This window comes from Burkholderia sp. A9 (assembly GCF_000801975.1).
In genome coordinates, this window is the sequence record NZ_JSZN01000010.1 from 1 (window position 1) to 16,181 (window position 16,181).

The following is a 16,181-nucleotide window of genomic DNA, read 5'->3' on the forward strand; positions in this document are numbered from 1 at the left end:
TTGCGCCACCAGCTGCAGCCCGTTGACGAACCGAATGTCAGGCCGCCACAGCCCGCGAACGAACCTGATTCTGGAACGCGCGTATTACCGGAGCCGCCGCCGGACAGCACGGCCGCATCGGCGTGGCCGCCGATCACGGCGATGTGCGACAGCGCCGACGCCGCCAGCGGCAACTGGTTTCCGTCGTTCTTCAGAAGTACGATCGACTGCTCGGCGACGCCCTGCGCGAACCGGTTCGCGGCTGCGAAATCGATCGTGCCGCCGCCCTTGGCCGGATCGTCCATCACGCCGACACGGATCATCACTGAGAGCTTGCGGCGCACCATGTCGTCGAGCCGCGCGGTTGACACCGAGCCGTTCGCGATCGCCTGCTTCACGGCGGCTGGCGTGAAGTACGTGCTTGGTGCGACGTCTTCTTCCTCGTCGAGCCCGGCGTTGATCGCGGCAGCGGTGCTGTGCGTCGCACCCCAGTCGGATTGCACCTGGCCCTGGAAGCCCCATTCGTTCTTCAGCACGTCGTTCAGCAGGTGATTGCTCTCGCACGCGTACGTGCCGTTCAGGCGGTTGTAGCTGCACATCACGCTGCCGGGCTGCCCGCGCTTCGCGGCGATCTCGAACGGCAGGAGGTATAGCTCGCGCAGCGTACGTTCGTCGATCTGGCTATTGCCGCCGTAACGGTTATGTTCCTGTTCGTTGCCGGCATAGTGCTTGATGGTTGCGATGACTTTTTGTCGCTGAGTGGACCGGATCCGCTCCGAGAGCAAGTCCCCGGCAAGCAGTGGATCCTCGCCGAGATATTCGAACAGCCGACCACCGCGCGGCTCGCGCGCGAGGTTGGTGCCGCCGCCGAGCCCCATGCCGAAACCTTGCGCGCGCAACTGGATCGCGACCTGCTTTCCGTAGTCGTACGACAATCGGCGATCCCAGCTCGCGGCGACGGCGATCGTCGCTGGGAACGTCGAGCTGGTTTGCCAGCCGCTACCGGAACCGGTTGCCGAATCGACCATGTCGAGATCGGGAATGCCGAGCCGCGGCACGCCCTGGATGTAGCCTGCACCACCTCCGGGAACCTGAAACATTCCGTATTGCGAATGTATGAACTGAAGTTTCTCGTCCAATGTCATGTTTCGCACGAGCAGGTCGGCGCGTTGCTGCGCCGCGGACGACGCGAACGCGTCGGTGACATCGCCCTGTGAGTTGAAGTCAGCGTTGGCCGCGTAGGCGTTGGTGCAGAGGATCGCTGCCAGCACGGCGGCCGGCCAGAGTTTGTTCCGCATATTTCTCTCCGTGTTGATGTTGCTCGTTGTTCGAATGAGGTTCTGGAGTTGCACGCGTCCGATGGATTCGCATCGAACGCATTCGGCTGACAATGCGGGGTGATGTGGCGTCGGCATGCCAGATCAGGCGAGGAGCCGCTACGGCCGGTTAAGTCCGAACGGTTGACGCGGGTGCCTACGTACGGGCCGCCCGGCGTTGCCGAATCGGATGTAGCGATTCTCTGCAGTGGCCAATGGTAGGTGTGTAGTCTCGCTACGGCAATGGTATTTCTACTGACGAGTAGGTTTTTTATTTTTCGTGGTGGACCGGCGAAAAAATGACGGTCGTCGTTGCCGATTACGTCGCGTGGAAGAGTAAGAAGTACCCGTGCGGGACGCTCTTAGGAAGTATGCCGGTGCACATCGCTAACTTACTGTAAGCGCGAGACCAGTCCCGTCTAGGAACGTTCGATGACGACGCCGGCGTGCTGCAGGCGGACGCGTTCGCTGGCTACGCTGAGTTGTACCGCCACGACTGCGTCCAGGAAACTGCCTGCATGGCGCACGCGCGCCGTAAGAGCCGCGATCTGCATGCCGTGCGTCCCAACGACGTGACGGAAGAGGCGCTGCGCCGGATCTGCGCGGCTCTACAAGCTCGAAGAGCAGATCCGCGGCAAGCCACCTGATGAAGGACGTAGCGTGCGCCAGGCGCGAGCGGTGCCGCTGCTTGACGACATGAAGCGGTGGTGTGAAGCGATGCTTGCCACGCTCTCTGCGAAATCCGACACGACCAAGGCGATTCGGTACGCAGCTGAAACGTTGCCCGTCGTTCATCTACTACTGCAGCGACGGGCGTGCGGAGATCGACAACCTGATCGCCGAGCGAGCACTGCGCGGCGTCGCCCTCGGCAGACGGAATTACTTCTTCGCCGACGCCGACTCCGCTGGCGAACGTGCCGCCGAAATGTATAGCTTGATCGGCCCGGCATGGCTGAACGGCCTCGATCCCGAGGCGTATCTCGCCTATGTGCTCGAGCGCATCGCCGACCATTCGATCAACCGCATCGACGAGCTGTTGCCGTGGAACGCGGCGCCGTCACTGCCGTCTACTGCTCACGCCGAGCTCATCCGCTAGCATTGCGATTCTCCTACCGTCAACGACCTACGCTGCCGTGCTGATCGAGTGCTTACGAGGTGAATTGGATCGCTGCGAAAGTGGAGGAGACTTGTTTCTTGACTATCGGCGCAGAAGGCCATGGATATTCACAAAGTGGCCATCGCACGTCTGTATTCTTATTTGAATGGGGTGGAAGACATGCCCTGATACGTTCGGGGTCAACCTGCTATCGAGAACGCATGTTCAGCGCTCCCGCGCAGTGAGATGTAGCGAGTACTGCTGATATACAGCCTGCGCCACGGCCAACAGTTTTGGGCGCGCCAGTGGCCCGGATACTGCAAACCCAAGGCCCTGGTCTACCCAATAGAATGCCATAGGGCGTGGCCGATCAATCTCAGAAAACGCTGCGACCCGGACTCCGATGTCCGGCGGCAACATCTCGACACGGAAGGCGGTGTCTTGGTCATTCGGCATGCGGCGCAACTGGACCGAGATGCGTGTGCCGGTTTTGTCTTCATACATTAGCATGGCCGCCGGGGCATCGGCTGCCACAGTCTGGCGCCCCCCGATTAATCGGTAACCCAGCGGAGTCAGATCGGGAATGTACAAGTGGGCATCAAGTCGCTTCGACAACCATGCGACTAAATGAGCTTCATCGCCGGCTGGAACTTCCACCATGTGTTTGCGTTCTGGCGCATATACAACGTGAGATACGAGCGCATCATTTGCAAAACGCTGCATCGGGACTGACTCATTTAGGGCGCCTCTCCCCATCCAACCTGCGCCGATACCGACAACAAGACACCCGATACTCATTGCCAATATCCTCAGCCTGCTTTGAACGTTGGCATTGCTGGACCACCGCGCCTTCCGCGCCGCCACGAGGATTGATGATGGTATGAGATGCTGTGGCGGGGGTTCGTTCAGGAGCGAATCGAGTTCACTACGCAGTAGTGCATCGTTCCGACGCCAGGCTGCTACGTGGGTGGCGGCATCAGGGTTCGCCGCAAGATATGCTTCGATCGCTTGCTGGCGCGCGGCCGACAAGCGACCGTCTGCATATGCGTTGAGATCGTCGACGTGAACAGAAGTAGCGGGCATGATCGAACTCATTTTACGCGACGTAGTATGCTGCGACCGCTTGATGGCACTGGCGTACCTTCGAGCGCTGCCCTCATGCGTTCGCGTGCTCGTGACAATCGCGACATCACCGTACCTAGCGGTACTCCCAAAATCACGGCAGCCTCGCGATAAGCAAGTTGCTCGAGTCCCACCAGCAGCAGCACCTTTCGTTGATCATCAGGCAGCGACGCGAGTGCGCGCAGGAGATCGCGGCGTATGCTTGGGTCGTCGTCCACAGCGATCTCAGGCGGCATGTCTGTAGTCTCCACTCGGTCTGGACGACGCACTGCGCTCAGATGCAGACGATGCATGATCGTCAATAGCCACCGGAACAGTCCGTCGTTATCGTTCTGGACACCGAGCGTCGACGATAGCTGGAAGCGTAAGCGAAAGCGCCAGGCACGTTCCAGCGTGTCCTGGGTGAGGTCGTCGGCGCGGGCGGCATCGCCCGTCAGACCGCGTGCATACCGCCGAAGTCTTGGAGAGAGCGCGATCAAGCGCTCAGCGAGGTCTGACATTGATGGGTGAGGTGTGCTTACGGCTTTGCGGTATGCCAGACGTTCATGAAACCATCGCCCGTGACCTGACCAGGCGCCTTATCCAGCGACCAGAGATAGAGTGGCTTACCGTGATAGGCCCATTGCTTCTTACCATCGTCGCGGACGATTAGGGTGTAGTCACCCCCAGCCTTGGCGGTTTCGTCGGCTGTCAGCGGAGGCCACTTGATTGCGCAGTTGCCGCTGCATGCACTCTTGCCAGCGACCGTATCGCGATCGAAGGTATACAGCGTCATTCCGCGAGCGTCCGTCAGGACACCATCAGTCGTTTTGACCGACATTGGGGCCGACGACATCTCGACGTTGTGGCTTGCGCAACCGCTGAGGGTCAGGGCGGCAGCTGTTGCGCCGACGGCAATCAACTGCCGTGCGATCGAGAGGGGAAAGGACTTGCGTTGGCTCACTTCTTCTCCTTGGTAGTGGGGCGTATCGATCACGCCGAATCACGCAGTAAACGCGCGGCGGAGCGCATTTATTCCACTCCTTCTATTTTTTTCCTCCAGGCGAGATGCTACGTCGGCCGCTTGTATCGCTGACTGTAGTTGACGCGCATTTCTCAGTATTAGGCGCTCCCTTCAGCCAACCTCCGCCCGTCGTGTGTGGTCTCGAACGCGTTATCGGCTGTGCAGGATGCCCAGATCACGTGAGCATCCTGGGGCCTTGAGGGCGAGCACTCAGAGGAAGCGCGAGGCTGCGCATTGCGATAGGTAGTCCGCCGGGACATGCGGAAGAAGACGAACTGCACGGATTGAATGCGATGGGAACGGTCCCGTTTTCCCCGCTCAAAGCGGGACGTCCTGATCGAAGTTATTGCATCATGAACGCGGGACGCGGCGAGGTTCCGTTCACCACGAAACTCGGGCTTGGTTACTCAACTGCCCTGCAGCCGGATATCGCGCGACGACACGCCGACATAGACTGTTCCGCCCGAGACGACCTTCCAGCCGTTACGCGACGTGTCCCACACGCTCTGCATCCGCGGCGACACGGTCAACTGACAACAGTCACTGGATGTAGAGGCGGATATGGCGGGGTTCGGCCCAGTAACCGAGATTGCTCAGCGGCTACGACTTCATCGTGCTCGCAGGCCATTCAACAAGATGGAAGTGGCTTGGCGAGCGATTTCTTCTGCGGTCATTTCTCCGTCTTCACGATACCAGCGGCCAATCCAGCTCAGCGCGCCTGCGACAACGAAGCCACCAAGCTTGGGCTCGATAGGGGCGAAGGCTTTCTCCTCAATGGCCTTCTCGAGAAGAGTCCGGAACTCGTGATCGATGTCTGCTTTGAGCCTGCGAAGCTTGACCCGGTTCTCCGGAGTCAAGGATTCCTCTCCGGTGCGAATGACGCACATGCCGAAATCCATCGTGACGATCTTGGCGTATTCGAGCATGGCCGCTTCAAACTTCTCGACTGCGCTGCCCCCCGTCACCGTGATATTGCGGATCGCCTGTTGCATCATGTCCAGACCCATGCGTACGCATTCGAACAGGATTTCGTCCTTGTTCTTTGCATAGTAATAGACCGTCGGCTTCGTTATATGGAGCCGCTCGGCGACCTCATCCAGAGACGATGCATGAAACCCCTTTTCATTGAAAAGACGTGCTGCGGTTCGAAGAACCGCTAGCCGTTTGCGTTCTCTCTCGCTTTCGCGAGCTTCAGCCTTCTTCCACGGTGAAGCGGTAGCGCCCATGAAGACTCCCTCAGATCCGTCGTGTCCGCCTCCGTGACCGTCTGCCTTGCACAAGGCAAGAGCAGATCGAAACACGGTGACGGTAGCCGCGGTATGCAAATGGCGGATACTACCACGACGTCGAATCTATACTTTCGGGTAGTACTGAACTCAGTGAGTCTTCCCGGGCGAGGTATTGCCTGCCCGGCATCACGAGGCATGGGCTTCGGTGAGGCGCTGTTGCGAGTGCGAGCTCGTTATCCAGGTGGCCACCCGGATAACGAACCAATTGGTGGCTTACTCGGTGACGAATGTGGCAACCTGATCCAGCGGGGCCCTTTCGGTTCGAAATGCATTCGCGGGATGCGAGGGATCAGCGTAACCGAAGGAGATGCCGCAGACGACGCGTCGCTCCGGCGGGATGGACAGGATCTCGCGCAGGACGTGCGCTTTGGACGCAAGGGCGGCTTGCGCGATCGCCGACACACCAAGGCTTGCTGCAGCGAGCATGAAGTTGTTCACGTATGCGCCGCAATCGAGAACACCGTAGGTTCCGAGCAGCGCTTCGGTCGTGATGACGGCCACGTGTGGCGCGCCAAACAGCCTGAAATTCTCTTCGGCTTGGCGAGCGGAAGCCTCCCGGTCTCCCGCGGTGATACCGACGCTCTCATACAACTGCAACCCGCAGGTGCGCCTGCGATCGCGGTACACGCCACGGTATTCCGCAGGCGGCGCGATTTCCCACTGATCGTTGGGTAACGCGGATGCTGCCTGTAGCGCGGAGCGAAGCCGATTCGTGGCGGCGGGCCGAGTGACGATGATGTGCCACGGCTGAGAATTGCACCAGGACGGCGTGCGTTGTGCAATCGAGAGAATCGCGGCGATCGTTTCGGCGGGCACCTCCTGGGAGAGATAGCCGCGGCAACTGAATCGAGCGTCGAGAACGGATTGCAGAGCGTCGAAAAGGGGCGTGTCTGTCATGGACTCTATCGCGCATGCGCGCGTGTGTTCGTGTCGGGGAATCTTATTGGCCTTTGAAGACCGGTCTGCGTTTCTCGAGGAAAGCAGCAATACCTTCTTTCGCGTCGTCGGTTTCGAGCACACGCCGCATCTGTGTGGCCTCTCTATCCATCCCTGCCTGGTCGGCAGAGCCGTCGGTCGCGGGAAGGCTGTCGAGGATGCATTGATACGCGATGGTGCTGAACTTTGCCACATCGGTCCCTAGCGTGATCGCATGGTCCAGCAGGGCAGTGCGGTCTTCTTTTACGTAGCTCACGAGTCCCCACATCAGGGCTTCCTGAGCATCCAGCACTCGTCCGGTCAGCATCAATTCGGCCGCGCGCGCGCGACCGACGACGGCCGGCAGGAATTGAGTCCCGCCGTAGGTCGGCATCACGCCCAGGCGAATTTCCGGCATCGCGAACGTGGCATTTTTCACCGCGGTCCGAACGGTGCACGCGAGGGCGAGTTCCAGTCCTCCGCCGAACGCCGTACCATTCATCGCAGCGATAGTGAACAATGGTAATTGTGAAAGTCGCAGCAGCAGATTCCGAATACGGTCGTTCTTCTTGGCTTGCTGATCCCACGTCTCGATAGCGTTGTCTTTCAGATCGCTACCGGCGCTGAAGGCACTTTCTCCTTCGGCGGTAATCAGCAGAAATCGCGTGCGATCCAGTTCCACTGCGTCTAGACAAGACTCCAGTCCGTCCCAGACGACTCGATTGAGTGCATTCAACCGATCGGGACGGGTAATGGTGAAGACGGCACCGGATTCGATGCGCTCAAATCGGAAATCCAAAGTTGCTCTCCGCGGAGCGGGCGCCGCCGGACGGCGCCCGCGAAACTCCAGCGACGTTACTTGCCGCTGCCGAACACGCCGGCCATGAGCTCGTAGCGCGTGCCGTTGAATTGCATCAACTGCAGCTTCTTGATCGGATAGGCGTCCGTCGGCGACGTCTGCACGTTGATCCCGGGTTGAAGCATCGGCAGGGTCACGTTCAGGCTCAGCGCCTGCCTCATCACATTCTCTCGCGTGAGGTTGTCGCCCGCCTGCTTCAAGGTTTGCACCAGCGTCTGGGCAATCGAGTAGCCGAGCACGTTCAGCGTGTCCGACACATCGCCCGCAGGGTAGTACTGCTTCATGAAGGCCGCGAAATCCTGGTACTCCTTCGTTGCCTTCGTGGCCGGATCCGTCGGATCCCTCAGATAGGTCGCACTGATCACGCCCGTGGACGCGCCAAAGCCAGCCGGCTTGAGAACCGTGCCCACGGAACTGGCGGAACTGACGACATACCGAGTCGGTTGCCAACCGATTTCAGCCGCCTTCTTGATCGCCATGGCCGAGAACTTCGGCGTGGTCAGCAGAATCAGCGTATCGGCGCCCGAACCCTTCATCGACACGATCTGGCTGTCGACCGTAGGATCGGTCGTCTCGTACGTCTGGTACGAGACCACCATCGACTTGGCCTTGTTTCCCAGGCCGTCGACGATGCCTTGGTAATAGTCCTTGCCGAAGTCGTCGTTCTGCATCAGGATCGCGACTTTGGCATTCGGCTTGGTTTGCAGGATGTGCTGTGCGTATGCGACGGCCTCGGCGTGGTTGGTGGGCTGCCAGCCGATGGTCCACGGGTTCTGCTTGACTTCACCGAAGCGCGTGGCACCCGAGCCGACGAAGAGTTGCGGCACCTTCTTGATCGTCAGGTATTTCTGAATCGCGAGGTTGTTAGCCGTTCCGAGCGGCAGGAAGATCGCCAGTACTTGATCCTGTTCGACCAGTTTGCGAGCCTGCTCGACCGTCTTGGACGGCGTATAGGCATCGTCAACCGAGATGAAATTGATCTTGCGGCCATTGACGCCACCTTCGGCGTTGATCTTCGCGAAATAGGCCGCAGCCGATTTGCCGATCGTGCCATAGGCCGACACCGGGCCCGAGTAGGGCAGGATGTTGCCGATCTTGATCTCGGTATCGGTGACGCCGGGATCATATTTCTTCTGGGCGTAGGTCTCGGTCGTGGCCAGCGTCAGTGAAGCGGCGGCCAGGCATGCGATAAACGTTCTGCGGTCGATTCGGACGGTCATGGTGTCTCCTGGGATGCGGGGTGCAGATGCACCTGGGTTTTTTCTGCTAGTAGTCCCTTGGCATCCTAGGTGCGGCGCAGCCGGCACCCCATCGTCGGAAGCGACGAATTGCACGTCCGCTGACAAGCTGCTCAGCGGACGATGCCCAACCGGCGCGCGATCGCCACAGCCTGCGTGCGGCTGCGGCTGTTGAGCTTGGTGTTGATGTTGCGAAGATGGGTGCGTACGGTACTGTCGGAAATGAACAGCTTTTCGGCCATCGCAGTATTGGAGTAGCCCTCAGCGAGCAGTTGGAGAACGCGAATCTCCTTGCGCGTAAGCGGTTCGGTGGGCCCGGATTCAGCGTGGCCGGTGTCGGCTTCGTCGTCGGTGCCGACCGGACCCAGGCGGTCGGCCAGACGCTGGATGTACTCCTGCAGGATCGGGTCTTGAACGGAGTCCACCGAACCCGATTGCATGCGATGCAGGAGCGGCGCCACGATGGGGCCTTCATCCAGCAGCAAGCGGACGAATCCCTCGCGACAGGTTTCCTGCAGGAGCGGATTCGCCCAGTTCATCGCTCGACCCACGTCACCATTGCGAAAGAAGGCCAGAGCCAGAAACAGGCGGAGCTTGAGGGCGCGATGCTGGCGGCCGGACTGCTGGGAAAGTCGCAACTGGGATTCTAGGGGCTGCACCAAGGCATTGGGATCGCCAGCATGGAGATCAAGCCGCATCTGTGCGATGAATGAATCATCGACGTCTTGTGCGGGTTTCGTATCGGAATTGAGGGCGTCCAGCGCTAGGGCCCGGGCCAGTTCCTCGCGCGCTGCAACAGCATGGCCTTGTAACGTCAGAAGTCTCGAACGCTCCAGCTTTGCGCTGGCAGTGACGCGTGGCAACTGGCGCTGATGGCCCAGGTATTCGAGCTCTGTCAACGTAAGGAACGCGGTGTCTACTTCGCCGCGCAAGAACGCAAGGCGCGCGCGCAAGCGGTGACTGGAGATCATGTGGTCGGGCAGCCCGACATCCCTCGCCAAGGGTAGGTAGACGTTCAGCAGGCGTTCGGCCGCCACGAGGTCGTCGGCTTCGTAAAGCGCCCCCGCATAGGGTACGCCGGCCCAGGCATTGCCATGTGCGTAGTTGTAGGCAGAGGTGCTCGACGTAGCGGTGACCGCCATGCGAAAGCGAGCCGTAGCCTGGCGCAGGTGACCTTCGCGGAGGTCCAGCATTCCCCCAACGGTCTCGGTGTACATCCGGTTGAAGGCTCCGTCTGCCTGGGCATGGCGTGCGTCCTCGAGGAAGCGGTGCGCTTCCTTGCGCTCCCCGATAACCGACAGGATATGGGCCATCGCATTGAGCAGCACACTGTCGACGAACGCGTTGCCGGTCGGCAGTCGTGTCAGGCCGGAATGCCCGGCTTCGTTGGCTTCTTCGTAGCGATCCATCATTGCCAGCAGCACCGGAAGGAGTGCCCGGACATGGGCCTGAACCTGCGGTTCGTCGCTTTCCTGGCAGCCTGATTCTTCGAGCCACTTCATCGCGGTCCACGGGCCCTGACTGAAGCAACGTGCCCATACCGCGATCACCTGCAGCCGTGGTCGAGCGCGCAACAATTCGGGCGTGATCGTGGTAAACCAGCGGTCGAGCAGGCGCATGCGGCCTTGTTCGAGGAGTCCGTGCGCATGGTGCTCGAGCAGTTCCAGCGCGTGCGGATAGTCGCCACCGGCAATGGCGTGGTCGATTGCGGGCACGGGCCGCTGCTGCGACTCGTACCAGCCGGAGGCGGACAGGTGCAGGCGCGCGGCATCGTCGGGGCGTTCCCGCTCGAGCTGACGGCGCAGGAAGTCCGCGAACAAGCTGTGGTACCTGAACAGATCGGGCGCATCCTCCACCGGGATAAGAAAAACATTGCCGCGGTGCAGCGACTGCAGCATGGCATCGCAATCGACCTGTGGAAGCAGCGCTTGACACACGGGCGCGCTAAGGTGATGCAGCACGCTGGTGCGAAGCAGAAACTCCCGAACTACGGGCTCTTGCTGAGAGAACACCTCTTCGGTGAGATAGTCGGCCACATCGCGGTCCGATGCGGACAGTCGCGCGACGACATCCGTGGATTGGTCTGAACGTTGCAGCGCCAGCGATAGCAGCCAAAGGGCCGCTACCCAGCCTTCCGTCTTTCCAAGGACGCGGTCCAGCGTTTCCAGTGATAGTTCGGCCCCTCGCAGCCTAAAGAATTCAGCTGCCTCCGAAGGCGAGAAACGCAACGAATCCGTTTCGAGTTCCAGTAGCAGGCCCCGCGCGCGCAGACGACCGACGCCGAGGTTGGGCAGGTTGCGCGAGCCGATGATCACTTGGCCGTTGCGCGGCAACTGCTCCAGCAACTCTCGCACCAGGCCGAGCACGCCTCCTTCCCGGATTACCTCGAAATCGTCCAAGAACAACGCATAGGGGGTTTGTTCCGAAACCAGTTGAGCCAGCGGATCCTGCGCAGAGGCCCCTCGCTCGAGGCCCATTTGGCTGAGTGCGGCTGACAAGCCGGCCAGAAAACGCGGCACGTCGTTGTCGGCGGCGTCCAGCGTCAGCCAGGCCGTCGCCACCCCGCGATCTTCGAGCGCTTCGCGGATCTGGACCATTGCCATCGTTTTGCCGAATCCGGCGGGGGCGCGCACGAGGATCAACTTGACTGCGCCGGCGTTAGCGAGTCGGCCGGCGACGCCGGCGCGCTTCACCTCAGCCGCGCGTTGCACCAATGGTGCCAGCTTGGCAAGTGAAATCATCGGCGTGGTCTGGTGGGGGGGATAGGCGGACACTGGGGGCGCAGAAGTGGATCGCATACTGGGATGTGTCGAATTGTTGCGTGTGAAGGTCCGGCGTGCACTCGTCTCTTCCGACGATGGTATCGCACCAAGTGCGTCCCTAGACTACGAATCGCAGTGGACGGATGGCCGTCCAGCAGACATTGCTCTCACCTATGCATCTTGACTCTTCTATTGCTGCCGTTGTGACTGGTGGCGCTTCCGGACTCGGGGCGGCAACGGCTCGTCGTCTGGCAACCAGCGGCGTCAAAGTCGCCGTGTTCGATCTCAACGCCCAACTTGGTGAAGCCTTGGCCAACGAAATCGGTGGGATCTACTGCTCCGTGGACGTAACGTCCGATGAGCAGGTGGACTCAGCTTTCGCCAGAGCGCGTGCTGTACACGGTCAGGAACGCATCATGATCAACTGCGCCGGTATTGGCCACCCCGCGAAGACGGCGAGTCGCGACAAGACCACCGGTATCGGGCGACACTTTCCAATGAAGGATTTCGAGCGGGTCATTCAGATCAACCTGCTCGGGACCTTTCGCTGTGCAGCAAAGTCTGCAGCAGGAATGCTCGGTTTGCCCCCGGGCCCGGACGGAGAGCGCGGCGTAATCGTCAACACGGCGTCGGTCGCCGCGCAGGATGGCCAGATGGGGCAGGTGGCATACGCTGCGTCGAAAGCAGCGATCGTAGGCATGACGCTGCCGATCGCCCGCGACCTGATGGACGACGGTATCCGTGTCAACACCATTCTCCCCGGCATCTTCGACACGCCGCTGATGCAGGCCGCACCCGACAAGGTGAAGGACGCACTGGCTGCTTCGGTTCCGTTCCCCAAACGGTTCGGTTCGCCGACCGAGTTCGCTCAGATGGTCGAAATCACGATTACCAATGGATACCTCAACGGCGAGTGCGTCCGCCTCGATGGCGCGATTCGCATGGCGCCCCGCTGACCAATTCCTTTATTACCGTAGGAGAAGCATTCATGGCTGAAGCATATATCGTCGCTGCCCGCCGCACCGCAGGCGGCCGTCGCAATGGTCGCCTGTCGGGCTGGCATCCTGCCGACCTGGCGTCCGTCGTCCTGGACACCCTGGTGGCGGACACCGGGATCGATCCGGCTGCAGTCGAGGACGTGATCATGGGCTGCGTCGGTCAGGCCGGCGAGCAGTCGATGAACATTGCCCGCAACGCCGTGCTGGCATCCACGCTGCCGAATTCGGTGCCCGCGACGTCGGTCGACCGGCAGTGCGGTTCGTCGCAGCAGGCTCTGCATTTCGCGGCGCAGGCCGTGATGTCGGGCACCATGGACTGTGTGATTGCAGCGGGCGTCGAGAGCATGACCCGCGTGCCGATGTTCACGCCCAGCGAACTTCCGCGGAAGGCCGGCCTGGGCGTATACAACAGTCCGCGCATGGACGAACAATTCCCCGGCGTCGAGTTCAGCCAGTTCTCCGGCGCCGAGATGATCGCCCGGAAGTACGAACTGACCAAGCGGCAACTGGACGAGTATTCGCTTGAGAGCCACCGCCGTGCTGCCGTGGCAACGCGAGAGGGGCGTTTCGAGCGCGAGATCATCGCGCTGGATGCCCGTACCAAGGAAAGCGGTGCCACAGGTGAAATGCATGCCGCAGACGAGGGCATCCGCTTCGATGCAACCCTCGAAGCCATCGCTGGTGTGAAGCTGCTGCAGGAAGGCGGCGTCATCACGGCGGCTAATGCCAGTCAGATCTGCGATGGTGCCGCGGGCGTCCTGGTCGTCAGCGAACGCGCCCTCAAGACGTTTGGGCTCAAACCCATCGCACGCGTGCATCACATGTCGGTGATGGGCCACGATCCGGTCATCATGCTCGAGGCACCCATTCCCGCGACCGAGATTGCCTTGCGCAAGGCCGGTCTGAAAATTCAGGACATCGATGCCTACGAGGTTAACGAAGCATTTGCTCCGGTGCCTTTGGCCTGGCTGCAAGCGATCGGTGCGGATCCCCATCGACTGAACGTCAATGGCGGCGCGATCGCGCTGGGCCACCCGTTGGGCGCGTCGGGAACCAAGTTGATGACCACGCTGATCAACGTCCTTCAACAGCGCGGTGGTCGCTACGGCCTTCAGACCATGTGCGAAGGCGGTGGTATGGCGAACGTCACGATCGTCGAGCGCCTCTGATATAGCGCCGAGGGCCGGACAGGCCCACCCATGGAGACTGGGATGCAACAAAGACAAGAACGCGCGGAGGCGCCTTTGCTCACGGTGGACAGTGTGTCCGTGCGCTTCGGTGGGATCGTGGCACTGGACCGTGTCAGTTTCGATGTGCGTCGGGGTGAAGTTCGTGGCTTGATTGGCCCGAACGGTGCAGGCAAGAGCACTTTGTTCAACTGCCTGTCCCGACTCTATCGCTGCGACGGCGGCACGATCGACTTCGATGGCCATGTGTTGTCCCGAATGCCGAGACATCGCATTGCAAAGCTGGGCGTGGGTAGAACCTTCCAGAATTTGGCGTTGTTTCGGACCATGACGGTGCGTGACAACGTACTGGTCGGCGTCCATTCGCATCACCATAACGGCTTCCTTGCGGACGCGCTTCGACTGCCGGGGGCTGTCGGCACCGAACGCGCGGCCCAAGCACGCGTGGATGAAGCACTGGAGCTCGTCGGATTGCAGGCGTTTTCCCATCGGATCGTCGCCGACCTGCCGTTCGGAACACAAAAGCGGGTCGAACTGGCGCGTGCTCTTGCAAGCGAGCCGTCGTTGCTATTGCTGGATGAGCCGGCGTGCGGCCTGAACCATGAGGAGCTCAGCGGTCTCGGCGAACTGATTCTGGACATTCGCAAGCGCCTGAACCTGACGGTGTTGCTGGTGGAGCACCACATGGGTCTGATCATGGGGGTGTGCGACCGAATCGTTGCGTTGAACTTCGGGCGCAAGATCGCCGACGGGAGCCCTGAGCATGTGCGCAACCACCCCGACGTGATTCGGGCCTATCTCGGACCGGAAGAAGGGGAGGCAGCATGACTCGGCTCTTGGAAATCCGCGATCTGCGGGCAAGCTATAACGCGTCGGAAGTCTTGCACGGCATCGACATGAACGTGGAAGCTGGTCAAGTGACGGCTCTGCTCGGCGCGAACGGAGCGGGCAAGACGACCACGTTGCGCGCGATCTGCCGCTTCATGGCGCGTACAAGCGGCAAGGTCACGTTTCGTGGGCAGCAGATCGAAGACCGTTCGACCGAACAGATCGCTGTGCTCGGCGTCGGGCATGTGCCTGATGGCCGTGGGACGTTCCTGGGGCTGACGATCAAGGAAAACCTGTACCTCGGGTGTCATGCGCGCAAGGACCGACGAGCAGTCGAGGAGGACATCGAGCGCATGTACGACTACTTTCCCCGTCTGAAGGAGCGTCGCGCGCAGCAGGCCGGCACCCTTTCCGGTGGGGAGCAGCAAATGCTGGCGATCGCGCGCGCGCTCATGGCGCGCCCCGCGTTGCTGTTGCTGGACGAACCTTCTTTCGGCCTGGCACCGATGATGGTGCGCGACATTTTCGCCATCATGCGCCGCATCCGTGACGAGCAGCAGGTTGCCATCCTGCTGGTGGAACAGAACGCGCGGATCGCGCTGGAACTGGCAGACACGGCCTATCTGCTCGAGTCGGGCCGCATCGTCAAGCACGGTACCAGCGAGTCGATGCGCGGCGACGATGCCGTGCGTCGCGCCTACCTCGGAGAGTGAGCATGGAGTCTTTCATTCAACAACTGGTAACCGGCCTGTCGACAGGCGGTATCTATGCCTGCCTGGCGCTCGCGCTCGTCATGATCTACCAGGCGACACATCAAGTGAACTTTGCGCAAGGCGAGATGGCGATGTTCTCGACCTTCATTGCGTGGGCGTTGATTCAGGCAGGCGTGCCGTACTGGGGGGCGTTCTTCCTCACGATCGCGTTGTCTTTCGCGATGGGGGCGGCATTGGAGTTCGTCGTGATACGGCCGTTACACAAGGCTCCCGAATTGAGCGTTGTTGTGGTCTTCATCGGTCTCCTGGTGATCTTCCATAGCCTGGCCGGTTGGCTGTTCGGCAGCCAGATCAAGGCGTTTCCGAGCCCGTTTCCGAAGGATGCCTGGTTCGGAAGTGCGCTGATGTCGTCTCATCAGGTCGGGACGATCTTCGTTGCGCTGTGCATCGTTGCAGCACTGTTCACCTTCTTCCGCTTTACCACGCTGGGTCTCGCAATGCGCGCCGCTGCACAAAACCCAGGGTCATCTCGTCTGTTGGGTATTCGTGTGGGCCGGATGCTCATGCTCGGGTGGGGCTTGGCTGGTGCCATTGGCGCGGTTGCGGGAATGATGGTCGCGCCGGTGGTTTTTCTCGACCCCGGCATGATGAGCGGCGTCCTTATCTATGCGTTCGCAGGGGCGCTCATCGGGGGTATCGACAACCCGGTCGGTGCCGTGATCGGCGGGTTCTTGGTTGGGGTGCTTGAAAACTTGATCGGTACCTATGTTGTGGGCACTGAACTCAAGCTTTCGGTGGCTCTGGTTCTTATCGTCGTCGTCCTCATCGTACGGCCCGCGGGTCTGATGGGTCGTCGCATCGTACAACGTGTCTAAG

Annotated in this window: 14 protein-coding genes and 1 pseudogene; 6 read left to right on the top strand and 9 right to left on the bottom strand. The window is 60.9% G+C overall.

Going from position 1 to position 16,181, the window contains the following annotated elements:
- The coding region (locus tag PI86_RS05755) for a glycoside hydrolase family 3 protein (protein ID WP_039319726.1) at positions 1 to 1,277 on the bottom strand (1,277 nt) is incomplete at its 3' end.
- A gap of 452 nt (positions 1,278 to 1,729) precedes the next feature.
- On the opposite strand from PI86_RS05755, the pseudogene tnpC reads away from it, so the two are divergent.
- A pseudogene (gene tnpC / locus PI86_RS16910) lies at positions 1,730 to 2,391 on the top strand (IS66 family transposase); the annotation flags it as partial.
- Positions 2,392 to 2,616: 225 nt separating this feature from the next.
- On the opposite strand, the gene PI86_RS05765 reads toward tnpC, so the two are convergent.
- From PI86_RS05765 to PI86_RS05800, 8 genes are all read right to left on the bottom strand, one after another.
- The gene (locus PI86_RS05765; protein ID WP_039319729.1) at positions 2,617 to 3,474 is read right to left on the bottom strand and encodes an anti-sigma factor family protein; all 858 of its coding nucleotides are present in this window, start codon (positions 3,472 to 3,474) and stop codon (positions 2,617 to 2,619) included.
- 8 nt (positions 3,475 to 3,482) lie between these two features.
- Positions 3,483 to 4,013 carry an RNA polymerase sigma factor gene (locus PI86_RS16140; protein WP_082012148.1) on the bottom strand — a complete coding sequence of 177 codons (531 nt, stop codon included), beginning with the start codon at positions 4,011 to 4,013 and terminating at the stop codon, positions 3,483 to 3,485.
- Between the two features lie 17 nt (positions 4,014 to 4,030).
- Entirely contained in the window at positions 4,031 to 4,456 is a 426-nt protein-coding gene (locus PI86_RS05775) for a COG4315 family predicted lipoprotein (protein ID WP_039319733.1), read from the bottom strand.
- Between the two features lie 668 nt (positions 4,457 to 5,124).
- The gene (locus PI86_RS05780; RefSeq protein ID WP_039319734.1) at positions 5,125 to 5,742 is read right to left on the bottom strand and encodes a TetR/AcrR family transcriptional regulator; all 618 of its coding nucleotides are present in this window, start codon (positions 5,740 to 5,742) and stop codon (positions 5,125 to 5,127) included.
- 276 nt (positions 5,743 to 6,018) lie between these two features.
- On the bottom strand, positions 6,019 to 6,702 hold the full coding sequence (locus PI86_RS05785) for a nitroreductase (RefSeq protein WP_039319736.1): 684 nt from the start codon (positions 6,700 to 6,702) through the stop codon (positions 6,019 to 6,021).
- A 43-nt stretch (positions 6,703 to 6,745) separates the two neighbouring features.
- Positions 6,746 to 7,519 carry an enoyl-CoA hydratase-related protein gene (locus tag PI86_RS17305; RefSeq protein WP_039319738.1) on the bottom strand — a complete coding sequence of 258 codons (774 nt, stop codon included), beginning with the start codon at positions 7,517 to 7,519 and terminating at the stop codon, positions 6,746 to 6,748.
- Positions 7,520 to 7,575: 56 nt separating this feature from the next.
- The gene (locus PI86_RS05795; protein WP_052319376.1) at positions 7,576 to 8,799 is read right to left on the bottom strand and encodes an ABC transporter substrate-binding protein; all 1,224 of its coding nucleotides are present in this window, start codon (positions 8,797 to 8,799) and stop codon (positions 7,576 to 7,578) included.
- Positions 8,800 to 8,930: 131 nt separating this feature from the next.
- A complete protein-coding gene (locus tag PI86_RS05800) occupies positions 8,931 to 11,558 on the bottom strand; it encodes a LuxR C-terminal-related transcriptional regulator (protein WP_039319739.1) in 2,628 nt (875 codons plus the stop codon).
- A 194-nt stretch (positions 11,559 to 11,752) separates the two neighbouring features.
- Between PI86_RS05800 and PI86_RS05805 the strand changes: the two genes are divergently transcribed.
- From PI86_RS05805 to PI86_RS05825, 5 genes are read left to right on the top strand one after another with little or no spacing between them, the layout of a single operon-like run.
- Positions 11,753 to 12,535, top strand: coding sequence for an SDR family NAD(P)-dependent oxidoreductase (locus PI86_RS05805; RefSeq protein ID WP_039319895.1), 783 nt, complete (start codon positions 11,753 to 11,755; stop codon positions 12,533 to 12,535).
- Between the two features lie 32 nt (positions 12,536 to 12,567).
- Entirely contained in the window at positions 12,568 to 13,746 is a 1,179-nt protein-coding gene (locus tag PI86_RS05810) for an acetyl-CoA C-acetyltransferase (protein ID WP_039319743.1), read from the top strand.
- Between the two features lie 42 nt (positions 13,747 to 13,788).
- On the top strand, positions 13,789 to 14,592 hold the full coding sequence (locus PI86_RS05815; RefSeq protein WP_039319746.1) for an ABC transporter ATP-binding protein: 804 nt from the start codon (positions 13,789 to 13,791) through the stop codon (positions 14,590 to 14,592).
- Positions 14,589 to 15,305 carry an ABC transporter ATP-binding protein gene (locus PI86_RS05820; RefSeq protein ID WP_039319749.1) on the top strand — a complete coding sequence of 239 codons (717 nt, stop codon included), beginning with the start codon at positions 14,589 to 14,591 and terminating at the stop codon, positions 15,303 to 15,305. Before PI86_RS05815 ends, PI86_RS05820 begins: the two co-directional genes overlap by 4 nt.
- Before the next feature lie 2 nt (positions 15,306 to 15,307).
- Positions 15,308 to 16,180, top strand: coding sequence for a branched-chain amino acid ABC transporter permease (locus PI86_RS05825; protein ID WP_039319751.1), 873 nt, complete (start codon positions 15,308 to 15,310; stop codon positions 16,178 to 16,180).
- Position 16,181: the final 1 nt, after the last annotated feature.

What these genes read in the sequence shown, in the direction of transcription:
- PI86_RS05765 (WP_039319729.1), bottom strand. Translation starts at nt 3,474, where the DNA reads ATGCCCGCTACTTCTGTTCACGTCGACGATCTCAACGCATATGCAGAC.
- PI86_RS16140 (WP_082012148.1), bottom strand. Translation starts at nt 4,013, where the DNA reads ATGTCAGACCTCGCTGAGCGCTTGATCGCGCTCTCTCCAAGACTTCGG.
- PI86_RS05780 (WP_039319734.1), bottom strand. Translation starts at nt 5,742, where the DNA reads ATGGGCGCTACCGCTTCACCGTGGAAGAAGGCTGAAGCTCGCGAAAGC.
- PI86_RS05785 (WP_039319736.1), bottom strand. Translation starts at nt 6,702, where the DNA reads ATGACAGACACGCCCCTTTTCGACGCTCTGCAATCCGTTCTCGACGCT.
- PI86_RS05795 (WP_052319376.1), bottom strand. Translation starts at nt 8,799, where the DNA reads ATGACCGTCCGAATCGACCGCAGAACGTTTATCGCATGCCTGGCCGCC.
- PI86_RS05800 (WP_039319739.1), bottom strand. Translation starts at nt 11,558, where the DNA reads ATGATTTCACTTGCCAAGCTGGCACCATTGGTGCAACGCGCGGCTGAG.
- PI86_RS05805 (WP_039319895.1), top strand. Translation starts at nt 11,753, where the DNA reads ATGCATCTTGACTCTTCTATTGCTGCCGTTGTGACTGGTGGCGCTTCC.
- PI86_RS05810 (WP_039319743.1), top strand. Translation starts at nt 12,568, where the DNA reads ATGGCTGAAGCATATATCGTCGCTGCCCGCCGCACCGCAGGCGGCCGT.
- PI86_RS05815 (WP_039319746.1), top strand. Translation starts at nt 13,789, where the DNA reads ATGCAACAAAGACAAGAACGCGCGGAGGCGCCTTTGCTCACGGTGGAC.
- PI86_RS05820 (WP_039319749.1), top strand. Translation starts at nt 14,589, where the DNA reads ATGACTCGGCTCTTGGAAATCCGCGATCTGCGGGCAAGCTATAACGCG.
- PI86_RS05825 (WP_039319751.1), top strand. Translation starts at nt 15,308, where the DNA reads ATGGAGTCTTTCATTCAACAACTGGTAACCGGCCTGTCGACAGGCGGT.